Raw genomic sequence first — 14,554 nt, forward strand, 5'->3', positions numbered from 1 at the left:
GACTCCTTAGGGATGAGTGTCGGAAACATCGGGCTTCGGGATTTGGCACAGGCCCTGCGCCGGAATCGCCAGCGCGGAATTAAAGCGCGCGGATAAATTTTGCAGGCCGATCAGCGCGGTTAGCTCGGTTAACGCCTGAGCATCGAACTGCTGCGCCAGCCGGGCGCGCAGCGCGTCATCGACGGCGGGCGGCGTCATGCTCGCCGCTTCGGCATATTCCAGCGCCAACCGTTCGCTATCGCTGAATAATCCGCTATTGCGCCAGTCGTTAACCGCCAATAGTTTTTCGCTGCCGCCGGCGCGCTGCGCCAGTTTCATGCTGGTGATATCAATGCAAAATTCACAGTGACACAGTTGGGCGATACGGGCGCTCACCAACGAGCGTAGCAGCGGATCGAGCGGCGAGCGCCGGCGCTCCAGATATCCGACAAACATCGAAACCAGATAAAACGCCAGCGGGATGCGACCCCACCAGCGGATAGGGCTGAGCACCGCGCCATAATGGCGACGGTGTAGCCATGCCTGCGGGCGCAGAATCAATGGAATCGACGTTAACGGCGGTAGATTCATGGCGATTTCCTATTGTGATGCGCAACGTATTGCGCCCTGGCTATCGCGACTACGATAGCCAAAGCGAACAAAATAGATAAGCCGCTGAGCAGCCAGAACCGCCCCCCCGTCAGCAAGCTTCCGGCCCACGAGTAGACGATAGTCGCCGGTAATTGGCCGACGCCGGTGGCAAACATAAAATGGCGAAAGCGGATTGAGGTTAGCCCAGCGGCATAGCTCACCGGATCGAAAGGGACGAAGGGCAGCAGGCGGCAAACCAGGATGGTGTGCTTGCCGTAGCGCCTAAAAAAGCCATCTACGCTCTGTAATACCGCCTTGCCGGTCAGTTTTTCTACCACTTCACGGCCCAGTACGCGGGCAATAAAAAAGCACAGCGCCGCGCCAGCCATCGCGCTGACCCATGACAATACGCCGCCCCACAGTGCGCCGAACAGCGAAGCGTTGGCAAAAGTTATTAAAAACGCCGGCAGCGGCGCGACAATTGCCTGCAGGATCATCAGACCGAAAGAGACCAGGGCTGCCAGCGGACCATAAGCGTCAATAAAACGCTCCAGCGCCTGCTGATCGAGGGTGGCAAACGCGCTAAGGCTATGTTGCAGAAAGGAGCGTACGCCCGGTATTAACCACCAGCCGACGAGCGCTGCCAGCGCCAGCAGGACGATAGCGCCGCGTAAGAGCCACAGCCGTTTTCTGTTATCCATTTTCATCGCTTACCGCGGATGTTGCGACACTAATACGTTTATAGCGGCCATAACGCCTGGCTGCCTGAGTTAATACAAATAGCGCCAGGCCGGCGATGCTGAGTTTGCCAATAAAGGCCAGAGTGATGCCATCGCGGGCCAGTTCGCTGGCCATAAAAGTATAAATAAACAATCCCGGCAGGGTGGCGATGGTGGAGATAAACGTAAAGGACCAGAAGGGGATCGCCGTCAGTCCATAGGCATAGTTCTGCAGATTATAAGGAAACAGCGGCACCAGCCTGGTGAAAATCAGAAAATCGCAGCCGCTGCGGGCAATACCGCGCTCGAACGCCTGAAAAACGGCATGGTGACCACAATAGCGCTGCAGCGCTTCGCGCCCCAGCCTGCGGGCCAGCAGGAACGACAGCGATGAGGCGACAGTCGCGGCGATAAGCGATAGTAACGTGCCCAACCAGGGGCCAAATATCATACCGCCGACGATGACCAACGCGCTGCCGGGCATCAGGCACAAGGTGGCGATGATAAACAACAGGATATAAAGCGCATAACCTGCGCTACCACTGTGCAGAATAAGTAATTGAAGATCGTGAAGGTGGCTGAACAGTCTCGTCAGCCCGGCGTGATGAACAAGCCATGCCAGCAGGGCAAACAGGAGTACGGCAAACAGCAGTTTATAGCGTGCCTGGTAACGGCTTCTTTTGCATGAGGGGTCTCCTGTCTTCGTTTTGCCCGGCAGGAAACGCCGGGTGCGCGCGACAGTATAGTAAATTGCCGTTAGCGACAATGTATACCGTTCACTTTATTGATTTTGCTCAGGATAGCGGGGCTCCGCGCCGGAGCCCCGGAGAAGAATTATGGTTTAAAGGTTGCCCATACCGGCGCATGATCGGAGGGTTTTTCCATGCCGCGGATGTCGTAATCGATGCCGGTTTCGACGCAGCGCTGGGCCAGCGGCGAGCTTGCCAGAAGAAGGTCGATACGCAGACCGCGGTTGTCATCAAAACCTTTTGAGCGGTAATCGAACCATGAGAAGCGCTCATTATTATCCGGGTTGGCGTGACGCCAGGTATCGACCAGGCCCCAGCCCAGCAGACGATCCATCCATTCACGCTCTTCTGGCAGGAACGAACATTTACCGGTGCGCAGCCAGCGCTTGCGGTTCTCTTCGCCGATGCCGATATCAAGGTCGGTAGGGCTAATATTCATATCGCCCATGATAAGCACCGGATTTTCTTTGTTCAGCTCGGTATCGAGGTAGTTCTGCAGATTCTGATAAAACGCCGCCTTTGCCGGGAACTTGGTCTCGTGGTCGCGGCTTTCACCCTGCGGGAAATAGCCGTTAATTACCGTGACATTGCCAAACGGTGAGGGGATTTCCGCCATGATGATGCGACGCTGCGCATCTTCGCCGTCGCCCGGGAAGCCGCGACGCACGGCTATCGGAGTCTCTTTGGTCAGCAGCGCCACGCCGTAATGGCCTTTTTGCCCATGGTAAAAGACGTTGTAGCCCAGCTTCGCCACCTCTTCGAGAGGAAACATATCGTCGTGAACTTTGGTTTCCTGGAGACCGATAACATCGGGCTGATGTTTATCGACGATGGCGGCCAGTTGATGGGGGCGGGCACGCAGGCCGTTGATATTAAAAGAGATGAATTTCATAGTCGCTGCCACTGTGCAAGGTGAATAGTGCAAGGATGTTAGCAGAATTTCATCATGGTGGCTGCCGGCAGGTGGTTAATTCTACCGATTACTGCGGTTGGCGAGCGAATCGCACAAATTATGCACCGTTTTGGCGCATGTCGCGCCAAAAAAGCGCAGATATCTACGATAAATTTCGTAGAGGATCACAATTACAGAATTATATCTTATCGCTGCATAACTTATCGTCTTTTTCCACTATCCAGCGCCGTTTACCTGATAATTATTCACTAGATATGCATTTTTGTTGAATAATTAGTGCCTGTAACTCGTTGATATCACGTGATTGAGCTCAATTTATGCATTTTTGCCTCTGGCTGGCACGATGCGTGCAATCTACATTTACAGCGTAATAACTCATAAATTTTAACATTGTTCTTACTTTTAATTTACCGGAAGAGGTCGATATGTCTCAGTCAATTACGCGTAGCAATTTTGATCAATGGATGATGCCGGTATATGCGCCGGCGGCTTTTATTCCGGTACGCGGCGAAGGTTCACGGTTATGGGATCAGCAGGGGAAAGAGTATATCGATTTTGCCGGCGGTATCGCGGTGAATGCGCTGGGACACGCTAACCCACAGCTAGTAAAAGCGCTGACCGAGCAGGCGGGAAAATTCTGGCATACCGGTAACGGTTACACCAATGAACCGGCGCTGCGCCTTGCCAAACAGCTGATCGACGCCACCTTTGCCGACCGCGTTTTCTTCTGTAACTCCGGCGCCGAAGCCAACGAAGCGGCGCTGAAACTGGCGCGTAAATACGCCCACGATCATTACGGCAGCCACAAAAGCGGCATTGTCGCCTTCAAAAACGCTTTCCACGGGCGCACGTTGTTCACCGTCTCCGCCGGCGGTCAGCCTTCCTATTCGCAGGATTTTGCGCCGCTGCCGCCGCAGATCCAGCATGCTACCTATAACGACCTCGACTCGGCGCGCGCGCTGATTAATGACGACACCTGCGCGGTAATCGTCGAGCCGATGCAGGGCGAGGGCGGCGTGGTGCCGGCGAAAGCGGAATTTTTGCGCGGCCTGCGCGAATTGTGTGACCAGCACAACGCGCTGCTGATTTTTGATGAGGTACAAACCGGCGTCGGGCGTACCGGCGAATTGTATGCCTATATGCACTACGGGGTGACGCCGGATGTCCTGTCGACGGCGAAAGCGCTGGGCGGCGGCTTCCCGATCGGCGCACTGTTGGCGACGGAGAAATGCGCCAGCGTGATGACCGTCGGCACTCATGGTACGACCTACGGCGGTAACCCACTCGCCACTGCTGTTGCCGGGGAACTGCTGTCTATCGTCAATACCCCGACGCTTTTGAACGGCGTTAAACAGCGTCATCAGTGGTTTAGCGAACGCCTGAGCGCGATTAACGCCAGATACGGCCTGTTCAAGGAAATTCGCGGACTGGGGCTGCTGATTGGCTGCGTACTGAACGACGAATATGCCGGAAAAGCAAAAGCCATTAGTACCCAGGCGGCGGAAGACGGGCTGATGGTATTGATAGCCGGGGCAAACGTCGTTCGCTTCGCCCCGGCCCTTAACGTGAGCGAGGAAGAGGTTAACACCGGTCTCGATCGCTTTGAGCTGGCCTGCCGTCACTTCCTTGCGGGAGTTTCATCATGATGGTGATCCGACCGGTTGAAAAAGCCGATTTGCCGGGGCTGATGGCCCTGGCGGGAGAAACCGGCGGCGGCCTGACGTCGCTGCCGGCGGACGAACCCACTCTGGCTGCCCGCATTGAACGCTCCCAGAGGACCTGGCGCGGCGAACTGCCGAAAAGCGAACAGGGCTATGTCTTTGTGCTGGAAGATAGCGTCAGCGGCGCGGTCGTTGGGATCTGCGCGATTGAAGTCGCCGTTGGCCTCAACGATCCCTGGTACAACTATCGGGTCGGCACCCAGGTACATGCTTCAAAAGAGCTCAATGTTTATCACGCGCTGCCGACGCTGTTCCTTAGCAACGATCACACCGGCTGTAGCGAACTCTGCACGCTGTTTCTCGATCCGGCGTGGCGTAAAGAGGGCAACGGCTACCTGTTGTCGAAATCGCGACTGCTGTTTATGGCCGGTTTCCGCGACCACTTTAATGACAAAGTGGTCGCCGAGATGCGCGGCGTGATTGATGAGCATGGTTATTCGCCGTTCTGGGAAAGTCTTGGCAAGCGCTTCTTCGCGATAGAATTTTCCCGCGCCGACTATCTCTCCGGCACCGGTAAAAAAGCGTTTATCGCCGCATTAATGCCAAAACATCCGTTATATATCGACTTTCTCTCCGATGAAGCGCGGGCGGTCATCGGCCAGGTTCATCCGCAAACGGCGCCTGCGCGTGCGGTACTGGAAAAAGAAGGCTTCCGTTTTAACAACTACATCGACATTTTTGACGGCGGCCCGACGCTGGAGTGCGAAATTGACCGGGTGCGGGCGATACGCAAAAGCCGCCTGCTGACGGTGGAGGAAGGGCAACCTGCGCCGGGAGAGTGGCCGCAGTGTCTGGTCACCAACGAGCAGTATCAGCAGTTCCGCGCCATCCTGGTCCATGCCGACCCGGATAGCGAAACGTTGCTGCTGAGCGCGCGTGAGCTGGATACGCTGAAATGCCACCCAGGCGACCGCGTACGGATGGTCCGCCTGATCCCCGAGGAGAAAGCATCATGAGTTTATGGATTAACGGCGAATGGCAAAACGGGCGCGGCCCGCAGCGCAGTAAATATAACCCGGTCAACCAGGCGCTGCTGTGGCAGGGGAATGACGCCGACGCCGGGCAGGTCGCGCAGGCGGTTAGCGCCGCGCGTCAGGCTTTTCCCGCCTGGGCCCGCCTGCCATTTAGCGCGCGTCAGGCGATCGTCGAGAAGTTTGCGGCGCTGCTGGAAGCGAACAAAAGCCAGCTGACGGCGATTATTGCCGCCGAGACCGGTAAACCGCGCTGGGAGGCGGCCACGGAAATTACCGCCATGATAAATAAGGTGGCGATCTCGGTGCGCGCCTATCATAGCCGCACCGGCGAGAGCGAGACGGCGATGGCCGACGGCGCCGCCACCCTGCGCCACCGTCCCCACGGGGTACTGGCAGTGTTCGGGCCTTATAATTTCCCGGGCCATTTACCCAACGGACATATTGTACCGGCGCTACTCGCCGGTAATACCATCGTCTTTAAACCCAGTGAGCTTACGCCGCAAAGCGGCGAAGTGGTGGTTAAGCTGTGGGCGGAGGCGGGCTTACCCGCTGGAGTCGTGAATCTACTGCAGGGCGGCCGGGAGACCGGCGAGGCGCTGAGCGGGCAGGTGGATATCGACGGTCTCTTGTTCACCGGCAGTTCCGCGACCGGCTTCCAACTGCACCGTCAACTGGCCGGGCAGCCGCAAAAAATCCTCGCCCTCGAAATGGGCGGTAACAACCCGCTGATTGTTGACGAACCGCAGGATATTGACGCTGCGGTCCACCTGACAATCCAGTCGGCGTTTATCACCGCCGGGCAGCGCTGCACCTGCGCGCGCCGTCTGTTGGTGAAGCGCGGCGCGACGGGCGATGCGTTTTTACAGCGTTTAGTGACGGTGTCACAACGTCTTATTCCCGACGAGTGGGATGCGCAGCCGCAGCCGTTCCTGGGCGGACTGGTATCGCCGCAGGCCGCGCAAAAGGTGCATCAGGCCTGGCTTGGGCACGTGGCGAGCGGCGGACAGACGTTACTGGAGCCGCGCCTGCTGCGCGACGGTACCTCGCTGCTGACGCCGGGGATCATCGACATGAGCAACGTGCAGCAGGTGGCGGATGAAGAAGTTTTTGGCCCGCTGTTGTGCGTGTGGCGCTATGACGATTTCGAGCAAGCGATCGCGATGGCTAACGCCACCCGGTTTGGTCTCTCCTGTGGGTTGATTTCCGCCGAGCGCGATAAGTTCGAGCGCCTGTTGCTGGAGGCCCGCGCCGGGATCGTCAACTGGAACAAGCCGCTCACCGGTGCTGCCAGTACCGCGCCGTTTGGCGGAACCGGCGCCTCGGGAAATCATCGTCCAGGCGCCTGGTACGCCGCCGATTATTGCGCCTGGCCGATGGCCAGCCTGGAATCCGCCGAACTGACGCTACCGGAGACGCTCAGTCCGGGGCTGGATTTTTCATCGCAGGCAAGTTGATGAAAGTTCGCGGGGCCGGGATTCTCGGCCCTGCGAGTTTTCCTCGATCCGTTTCAGTAATAAAGGAGGCGTCGTGGACGACTTTCTGGCACTAACTCTGGCGGGGCGCTGGCCGCATCATTTTCATGGCGAAACCGCCCATTTTCGTTGGCACTGGATCGATTGCGGCATCCTGCTGCTGACCCCGCATGCGCGCTGCGAACGTTCACTGGTGCTCTCCTGCGGTATTCACGGCAATGAAACCGCGCCGGTGGAGATAGTCAACGCTTTGCTTCAGCAGTTGTTTAGCGGCGAACTCCCGCTGCGCTGGCGTGTGTTGGTGATATTCGGCAACCCGCCGGCGCTGCGGCAAAATAAACGCTATCTCGATAGCGATATGAACCGCATGTTCGGCGAACGCTGGCGCAAGTTCGCGCCCAGTGGTGAAACGGTGCGGGCACGGCAGTTGGAAAGCGCTGTGACGCGTTTTTTTAGCGATAGCCATGGCGTGCGCTGGCACCTGGATATGCATACCGCTATTCGCGGCTCGCTGCATCCGCGCTTTGGCGTGTTGCCGGCACGCGAGGAGCCGTGGGGCGAAGATTTTCTCAGCTGGCTTGGCGCGGCCGGGCTGGAGGCGCTGGTGTTCCATCAACAACCGGCGGGAACCTTTACCCACTTTAGCTGCGAACGTTTTGCCGCGCTGGCCTGTACGCTGGAGTTGGGCAAAGCGCTGCCTTTTGGCGACAACGATTTAACCCAGTTCTCAGCGACGCAGCGGGCGTTAAGCAGGCTGTTGGTGGGCGATTTGGCGGTGGAAGAAACGACTGCGCCGCTGCGCTACCGGGTGGTGCAGCAGATCACCCGCCACAGCGACCAGTTCCAGTTGCATATGTCGGGGGAGACGCTCAATTTTACACCGTTCAGCGCCGGGACGCTGTTGGCTGAGGATGGCGAAACGCGCTATGTCGTCGAAAAGGCGCAGGAGTACGTGCTGTTTCCCAACCCCGGCGTAGCGCCAGGGCTACGGGCTGGGCTGATGCTGGAACGGTTGTAATTTCCTTTCTTAACTATTCACAGCCGTTGTTGTTCGCGGTTGTGAATATCGAGTGAAATATGGCTGCGCACCGATCTTATTTATTTGTGCCATTGGCATTGTTTGCGGATTATTCCTGGTTAAATGCTTTGTTTTTAATCTCCACTGTTTTATAATCTTCATAGTTTCCTTATAAAACAGCCTGTTATTTATTTTTTGTTGCATATCCCTCCTCATTTTCCTTATTTTCTCCACAATTGGTGAGAAAATGTTTTTTACACTTTCATTGTTTTACGCTTGCACTGACTAATTGACGATAAAGCGCGTAAAGTTAATCTCGTCAACACGGCAATGCGCCGTCAGAATAACTGATAGTAAGGACATAACCATGAAGAAGATTACTGCTCTGTTTGTTGCCTCTACTCTGGCTCTGGGTGCTGCTAACCTGGCTCACGCGGCCGATACCACCGCTACCACCCAAACCGATAGCAAACCGATGATGCACCATAAAGGTATGCCGGGTCATCACGATATGATGTTCAAAGATCTGAACCTGACCGATGCGCAAAAACAGCAGGTTCGTGACATCATGAAAAGCCAACGCCAGAACATGAAACGTCCGTCCCTTGACGAACGTCGTGCCATGCACGATCTGATCGCCAGCGATACTTTCGACAAAGCGAAAGCCAGCGCGCAGATCGACAAAATGGAAGCGCAGCATAAAGAGATGATGCTTTCCCGCATGGAAACCCAGAACAAGATTTACAACATCCTGACGCCGGAACAGAAAAAACAGTTCAATGCGAATTTTGAGAAGCATCTGACAGAACGTAAAGCGCCGGAAGGTAAAATGCCTGTACCTGCTGAGTAACTCAGCGCGAAGAATGAAGACCGCCGGTCTTGCCCAATCATTGCCAGTAAGGCTTTGGGCAGGGCCGGCGGTTTTTTACGTTTAATCCCGTTGCGTTCAGCCTGCTCGTCTGTTTCTGCGAGTTGCTCGCCATTATCGGAATACATTTATAAAGATACGGTTTATCTCCCCTGTTGATGCACGCTAATATCCCCTCTCGAAGAATATTTATATTTAATATCAAATGTTTATATATATTTATGTAAGAATGGGGTTGCTGAATGGTATCTGCTGGGAGTCAACCGGTTTTAATTGAGTGGAATGTTTTGGCGCTAATCGCCATCATCTCTTTTTATTTTTATCGTTGGCAAAAGGGAACAGGGCGACGGCTTGCTATAGAGCCCAAAGAGCTTCGGGCGGTGGTACCAGGCTTGCTATTAGTCGTGCATCCGGAGTGATGTCATGACGAAATTACTCCTTAAGTTATCGCAACTACTTACTGTCCTATTGTTTTTAATGAATTATATGGCTTTCGCCGCCGATGGTATTGGGGATGTAAAAAAGCCGCGACAGTTCTCAACCACAGCAATACCTTCTTTTGAGCATATCCTTTCATTTGACGTTCTGGCCAGCTTTAATCCCGATGGGAGCATGGAAGTCCAGGAGAATATAAGCGTTTTAGCTATGCGTGGAAGGATCCGCCAGGGCATTTTCCGAACGTTGCCTGATATTTGGGAGCGACGTGATGGTAGAATATTCCGTGCCAACTATACGGTAATGTCAGTATTACTAAACGGCGTTCCAGAGCTTTTTCAGCTTGATCAACAACCGCAAGCAGTGATTGTGCGTATTGGCAGCGCTGGACATATCCTCAGGCCCGGTATCTATCATTATCAAATACGCTATAAAGTGAGTAATCATTTCAGCCGATCTCATGGCAAAGATGAGCTTTACTGGAATGTTACCGGGAGTAGCTGGCCCTGGCCTATCAGTAGGGCCAGTTTTCGTCTGCAGCTTCCGAACGCAAGTGAAAATCTGAACGCTCAAGCAAAAGATCGCCGGTTACACTCCATTGAAGCGTTTTCCGTAATGGTCGGGTCGAAGCGATCTGCAGCGACCATATTACCAGACGGCAGTGTCCGTACTATACGCTCTATGGCAAAAGGTGAGGGTCTAACGGTTGTCTATAGCTGGCCGCAAGCGGTACTGGCTAACGCTCCCCAGCCGAAGGCCGTTGCGCCATTAGTACATTTGTTGATACCTACACCCGAAACCCTGGTGATATGGCTGCCATTATTGCTAATGATTGGCTATTACTATTGCTGGTGGCAAAAAAATGTCATTCAAACCGGCTTAAAGATGCCGGCTATTTTCTCGCTTGATCATGTACCAAATGGTATGACTCCGGGCTATCTGCGTTTTCTTATCCGCCGTGACTATGATGATATTGCTTTCAGTAGCGATGTGCTTGGATTAGTGACCAAGAGGGCGGTCGCGTTAGTAAGTGGAAAACGGGATGCTCTGAGGAAGGCCGGTGTAATACTACGGCTCTCGCTATTAAACACCGCAGGAAACAGCCGTCTGGATCGTGCTGACAAAGCGCTTGTTAGTCAGATTTTTAGTGGAAAGCGAAAAAATCTTCCTCTTTGTACAGGGCATCAACCCTCACTACATAAGGCGCGTCGAAATCAGGAAAAATATTATGATGCGCAGCGTGAGAGGCTTTTTCGTAAGTGGGGGCCACCCCTCAGGCATTGTATTTACCTGTCGCTTTTGATGCCTGCAGTTTGCGCTATTTGGGTGGATTTTCGCATTGCGCTTATCACTATTCCGGTGCTTTTCTTATGGCTGGTAGGAGGGGCAATCTGGTTTTTCCTGGCGAGATTTTTATGTCATCGCCGTGACATGTGGCGTTTTTGGGGGCCAGTTCCTCTTGTTTTAGGATTAATTTTTGGTTCCTTGACGACGTGGGGAGGCTACGTTCTCATGTTTATGCAACCGGTTAATCAGCTCCCGGCTGGATACCTTGGTGGTATGGCGATGGCATTTGCATTTCTCGTATTTGTAAGTTGGCGAACGCCGCGCTATACCCAGCGCGGCTTGAATGAACTCGCCGTTGCTAAAGGGGTGAAACTGTATCTGGCGTCAGCACAAAAAGAAAATCTACACTATCGATACCCGCCTGCTCAAATCATGTCGCATTTCGAAACGCTGTTGCCCGTGGCGGTAGCGCTCGGCTTAGGTAAATAATGGATGGAGACATTCGCAGACTACCTTAGAGACCACGATATGAACTCGCAATTATTCGCTGGTATTGAGTGGAACGACATAACTCAATTTTGCGAGTGCTGTCATGCTTGTTCAATGGCTGCTGCTAAACCTGACTCTGGAGCTGTTTCACAGGATTTGCCTGACAGTAGTTATGGCTCCAGCGATAGTGGTTTTTCCGATAGTAGCTCTGGGGGAGATGACGGTGGCGGCGGCGGCTGGTAGTAAAGCTATGATCTACGGCCGTTAGGTTTGCCGGAGTTACTTTGCGCCAGAACCCGGCGCAAATTAACGCTTTAAAATGAATGCAGCTGATACTCACCGCTGAGCAAAGGCTTACAAAGGATCTTGTAGCCATCGTGATCGAAACCGGCTGGCAGTGTGGTGAGTTCAGCAGCTTGCGCCAGCGAATCCACCGCGCCCAGCCACAGCCAGTTATGAATGATGTGGTACTGGACCATATCCGGACCGCGCTCCTCCAGCGCCACCGGACCCGCCCACGGCCAGCACACCAGCTGAAGCTTACTCATCTGCGCCAGCAGCCGCTGGTTATGATCTTCGACGCGCTCTCTACCGCAGCAGGCGCCGGCGCAGCGCCCCAGCGCGGAACGAAAACAGGCGCGCCCGCGACTCAGCGGTTCCAGCCCCAGAATGCCGTAACACAGACGGTGCTCATCGGCGATGGTTTGCAGCGCCTGTAATGCCGCGCGGCGGTTAGCGAACAGGCCGTACAGGTGCTGCTGATGGGAGAAATCGACTTCTCGCGCATACACAACTTGCGGTTTACCCGCCTCCAGCAGCCAGGAGCAGAGCTGCTTATTACGCCGCAGTCGTTTATTAAACAGCGGCTGCTGTTCTTTAATTAACCGCGCTTCAAGTAACAGCGCGCCTAATTCCCCGGCGGTCCGCTGCCAGCTGATGCGCCGCGCCTGGCGCAGCATGGAGGCTTCATCAGCGGTACGCAAATGCGACAGCACCCGGCTGCGGATATTCACGCTCTTACCGATATAAAGCGGCAGCGTCTCGCTTTCCCCATGGAACTGATACACCCCTGGCAGCTTTGGCAAGGCCTCAAGCCATGGACGTAAGTGTTCGGGGTACTCATAGATTGCCGCCGCTTCAAATTCCAGACGCGGGGCAGATTGTTTTCTGGCCACAACAACTCCTGATACTGTTTATGTATCCAGTATAGCAGGCGAGTTTTACGGCGAAAAGAACAAAAAATAACCCCGGCGCTGGCCGGGGTGCAGGGGAGTAGTTACTTCTTCCAGAAATCGTCGAAGACGGTAATCGGCGGGCGGCGCTTATGCTCGGTTTTCAGATACCAGCCTTCGATGGTTTTGGCGATGTTCTCGTCCAGGGTTTTACCTTCCAGATAGTCATCAATGTTTTCGTAGGTCACGCCCAGCGCGACTTCATCCGGCAGAGAAGGGCGGTCATCTTCGAGGTCGGCGGTCGGCTGCTTCATATAAAGGTGCTCAGGACAGCCCAACTGCGCCAGTAGCTGTTTGCCCTGACGTTTATTGAGACGGAAGATAGGATTAATGTCGGTACCGCCATCGCCGTATTTGGTAAAGAAGCCGGTGATCGCTTCTGCGGCATGATCTGTTCCCACGACCACGCCTTTGGTCATGCCGGCGATACTGTATTGGGCTTTCATTCGCTCACGGGCTTTCTCGTTGCCGCGAACAAAATCGCTCAGCTCAATACCCGCTTCTCGCAACGCCTGCTCGCTGGCCAGCACCGCGCCTTTAATATTGACGGTCAGCACGCGGTCGGGCTGGATAAATTCGATGGCATCCTGGCAATCCTGCTCATCGGCCTGGACGCCATAAGGCAGGCGCACGGCGATAAATTGCAGGCTGCGATCGCCGCTTTCGGCACGCAGCTCATCGATCGCCATCTGGCATAGTTTGCCGGTAAGGGTCGAATCCTGGCCGCCGCTAATGCCGAGCACCAGTGATTTAATGAACGGATAGGTCTGCAGATAGGATTTCAGGAAATCCACGCTGCGGCGAATTTCGCCTTCGACATCAATCTGCGGCTTCGCGCCCAGCGCCTGAATAATTTGTTGTTGAAGCGTCATTACGCCCTCCGGAAAGTGAGCCTGTATGGCAACCAGCATGGTCTAAAACTACCTCTTTGCTGCTGAAACGACAAGGCTGGTACCGCTGACTGACGGAAAAGAAGGCAACCAATGGCATAGCATTTAATTATGGTGCGGAAGGTAGTTGGAAGTAGAGTGCGCTGCGCCGCTGTTTTTTTTTGCACATATCTGGTTACCAGAAAAGTTCTGAATTTACATGAATTCGACGTTTGGCTTGAAAAATAACGCTTTTTATTCCAGGCTTAAAACACGCCGATTACATAATGAGGACGGAATATGAACAAAAAATTAGCAGGATTGATGGGCGCAGCGGCAGTATTAACCATGCTGGCGGGGTGTACGGCCTATGACCGCACCAAAGACCAGTTCACACAGCCAGTTGTTAAGGATGTCAAAAAAGGCATGACCCGCAGCCAGGTTATGCAGATTGCCGGTAAACCGTCGTCTGAAGTCACCATGATCCACGCACGCGGAACTTGCCAGACTTATATCCTGGGTCAACGGGATGGTAAAATTGAAACCTACTTCGTCGCGCTGGACGAGACCGGTCACGTGATGAACTCCGGCTACCAGACCTGCGCCGAGTACGACACCGATCCGCGTAACAGCAAATAACTACGCGTCACAAGCTGAGAGCTACGAAAGCCCGACCATTGGTCGGGCTTTTTTATGGCGGCTAATGCTTATTTAATTGCGCGAATTATTTGGGGGAAATGTGAGGGTAGTCAAAACGCGAGGTCAATGAGAGACAATTCTGTTCAACAGGGAATTATCCTGCCGCCAAATGTTGCCGTATACTCAATGCATAAACAAAACTAACCGAAAGTTACCAGTCTTACCGGCTCTCAGCCATTGCTGAGGCCCAGGTCCTACAAATTGAGGAAGCGTTCATGGAAAAGAAACATATCTATCTGTTCTGCTCGGCTGGCATGTCCACTTCATTACTGGTCTCCAAAATGCGTGCCCAGGCAGAAAAGTATGAAGTCCCGGTAATTATTGAAGCGTATCCTGAAACGCTGGCCGGTGAAAAAGGGCCGGAAGCTGATGTCGTATTATTAGGGCCACAAATTGCGTATATGCTGCCGGAAATCCAACGTTTGCTGCCGAACAAGCCGGTAGAGGTCATTGATTCCATTCTGTACGGTAAAGTTGATGGCTTAGGTGTATTGAAAGCGGCCGTCGCGGCCATTAAGAAAGCTGCTGCACAATAATTT

The 14,554-nt window shown here is 54.2% G+C and carries 14 protein-coding genes; 8 read left to right on the forward strand and 6 right to left on the reverse strand.

Annotation, left to right across the window (positions count from 1 at the left end):
- Positions 1-6 precede the first annotated feature (6 nt).
- The 4 genes from ABLV78_RS10340 to xthA form a co-directional block, all read right to left on the reverse strand.
- On the reverse strand, positions 7-570 hold the full coding sequence (locus tag ABLV78_RS10340) for a carboxymuconolactone decarboxylase family protein (RefSeq protein ID WP_015366168.1): 564 nt from the start codon (positions 568-570) through the stop codon (positions 7-9).
- On the reverse strand, positions 567-1,277 hold the full coding sequence (locus tag ABLV78_RS10345) for a TVP38/TMEM64 family protein (protein WP_413466790.1): 711 nt from the start codon (positions 1,275-1,277) through the stop codon (positions 567-569). Before ABLV78_RS10345 ends, ABLV78_RS10340 begins: the two co-directional genes overlap by 4 nt.
- Positions 1,264-1,923, reverse strand: a complete 660-nt coding sequence (locus tag ABLV78_RS10350; RefSeq protein WP_047045359.1) for a TVP38/TMEM64 family protein — start codon at positions 1,921-1,923, stop codon at positions 1,264-1,266. The genes ABLV78_RS10345 and ABLV78_RS10350 overlap by 14 nt, the downstream gene beginning before the upstream one ends.
- Before the next feature lie 200 nt (positions 1,924-2,123).
- Positions 2,124-2,930, reverse strand: coding sequence for an exodeoxyribonuclease III (gene xthA / locus ABLV78_RS10355; RefSeq protein WP_045393250.1), 807 nt, complete (start codon positions 2,928-2,930; stop codon positions 2,124-2,126).
- Positions 2,931-3,376: 446 nt separating this feature from the next.
- Between xthA and astC the strand changes: the two genes are divergently transcribed.
- From astC to ABLV78_RS10385, 6 genes are all read left to right on the forward strand, one after another.
- Positions 3,377-4,597 carry a succinylornithine/acetylornithine transaminase gene (gene astC / locus ABLV78_RS10360; RefSeq protein WP_047045085.1) on the forward strand — a complete coding sequence of 407 codons (1,221 nt, stop codon included), beginning with the start codon at positions 3,377-3,379 and terminating at the stop codon, positions 4,595-4,597.
- Positions 4,594-5,628, forward strand: a complete 1,035-nt coding sequence (gene astA, locus ABLV78_RS10365) for an arginine N-succinyltransferase (RefSeq protein ID WP_032711851.1) — start codon at positions 4,594-4,596, stop codon at positions 5,626-5,628. The genes astC and astA overlap by 4 nt, the downstream gene beginning before the upstream one ends.
- The gene (astD, locus tag ABLV78_RS10370; protein ID WP_047045082.1) at positions 5,625-7,100 is read left to right on the forward strand and encodes a succinylglutamate-semialdehyde dehydrogenase; all 1,476 of its coding nucleotides are present in this window, start codon (positions 5,625-5,627) and stop codon (positions 7,098-7,100) included. Before astA ends, astD begins: the two co-directional genes overlap by 4 nt.
- A gap of 73 nt (positions 7,101-7,173) precedes the next feature.
- On the forward strand, positions 7,174-8,136 hold the full coding sequence (gene astE, locus ABLV78_RS10375; RefSeq protein WP_047045078.1) for a succinylglutamate desuccinylase: 963 nt from the start codon (positions 7,174-7,176) through the stop codon (positions 8,134-8,136).
- 367 nt (positions 8,137-8,503) lie between these two features.
- The gene (gene spy / locus ABLV78_RS10380; protein ID WP_045393240.1) at positions 8,504-8,986 is read left to right on the forward strand and encodes an ATP-independent periplasmic protein-refolding chaperone Spy; all 483 of its coding nucleotides are present in this window, start codon (positions 8,504-8,506) and stop codon (positions 8,984-8,986) included.
- A gap of 441 nt (positions 8,987-9,427) precedes the next feature.
- On the forward strand, positions 9,428-11,215 hold the full coding sequence (locus ABLV78_RS10385) for a DUF2207 domain-containing protein (protein ID WP_165430652.1): 1,788 nt from the start codon (positions 9,428-9,430) through the stop codon (positions 11,213-11,215).
- A 314-nt stretch (positions 11,216-11,529) separates the two neighbouring features.
- Here the strand turns inward: ABLV78_RS10385 and cho are convergent, their stop codons facing one another.
- Both cho and nadE read right to left on the reverse strand, forming a co-directional pair.
- Positions 11,530-12,390, reverse strand: coding sequence for an excinuclease Cho (gene cho, locus ABLV78_RS10390; protein WP_047045068.1), 861 nt, complete (start codon positions 12,388-12,390; stop codon positions 11,530-11,532).
- 101 nt (positions 12,391-12,491) lie between these two features.
- Complete coding sequence (nadE, locus tag ABLV78_RS10395; RefSeq protein ID WP_045393234.1) at positions 12,492-13,319, reverse strand: NAD(+) synthase; 828 nt, start codon at positions 13,317-13,319, stop codon at positions 12,492-12,494.
- Positions 13,320-13,616: 297 nt separating this feature from the next.
- On the opposite strand from nadE, the gene osmE reads away from it, so the two are divergent.
- Both osmE and chbB read left to right on the forward strand, forming a co-directional pair.
- On the forward strand, positions 13,617-13,955 hold the full coding sequence (osmE, locus tag ABLV78_RS10400) for an osmotically-inducible lipoprotein OsmE (RefSeq protein ID WP_045393231.1): 339 nt from the start codon (positions 13,617-13,619) through the stop codon (positions 13,953-13,955).
- 275 nt (positions 13,956-14,230) lie between these two features.
- The gene (gene chbB, locus ABLV78_RS10405; protein ID WP_015366183.1) at positions 14,231-14,551 is read left to right on the forward strand and encodes a PTS N,N'-diacetylchitobiose transporter subunit IIB; all 321 of its coding nucleotides are present in this window, start codon (positions 14,231-14,233) and stop codon (positions 14,549-14,551) included.
- The last annotated feature ends 3 nt before the right edge of the window (positions 14,552-14,554 follow it).

Origin of the sequence: Klebsiella sp. CN_Kp075 (assembly GCF_040065055.2) — a bacterium.
GTDB classification, from domain to species: domain Bacteria; phylum Pseudomonadota; class Gammaproteobacteria; order Enterobacterales; family Enterobacteriaceae; genus Klebsiella; species Klebsiella aerogenes.

Bases quoted from the DNA above. Each gene is read 5' to 3' on its own strand.
- osmE (WP_045393231.1), top strand. From the start codon at position 13,617: ATGAACAAAAAATTAGCAGGATTGATGGGCGCAGCGGCAGTATTAACC.
- spy (WP_045393240.1), top strand. From the start codon at position 8,504: ATGAAGAAGATTACTGCTCTGTTTGTTGCCTCTACTCTGGCTCTGGGT.
- ABLV78_RS10385 (WP_165430652.1), top strand. From the start codon at position 9,428: ATGACGAAATTACTCCTTAAGTTATCGCAACTACTTACTGTCCTATTG.
- ABLV78_RS10340 (WP_015366168.1), bottom strand. From the start codon at position 570: ATGAATCTACCGCCGTTAACGTCGATTCCATTGATTCTGCGCCCGCAG.
- chbB (WP_015366183.1), top strand. From the start codon at position 14,231: ATGGAAAAGAAACATATCTATCTGTTCTGCTCGGCTGGCATGTCCACT.
- xthA (WP_045393250.1), bottom strand. From the start codon at position 2,930: ATGAAATTCATCTCTTTTAATATCAACGGCCTGCGTGCCCGCCCCCAT.
- astA (WP_032711851.1), top strand. From the start codon at position 4,594: ATGATGGTGATCCGACCGGTTGAAAAAGCCGATTTGCCGGGGCTGATG.
- astD (WP_047045082.1), top strand. From the start codon at position 5,625: ATGAGTTTATGGATTAACGGCGAATGGCAAAACGGGCGCGGCCCGCAG.
- astC (WP_047045085.1), top strand. From the start codon at position 3,377: ATGTCTCAGTCAATTACGCGTAGCAATTTTGATCAATGGATGATGCCG.
- nadE (WP_045393234.1), bottom strand. From the start codon at position 13,319: ATGACGCTTCAACAACAAATTATTCAGGCGCTGGGCGCGAAGCCGCAG.
- ABLV78_RS10345 (WP_413466790.1), bottom strand. From the start codon at position 1,277: ATGAAAATGGATAACAGAAAACGGCTGTGGCTCTTACGCGGCGCTATC.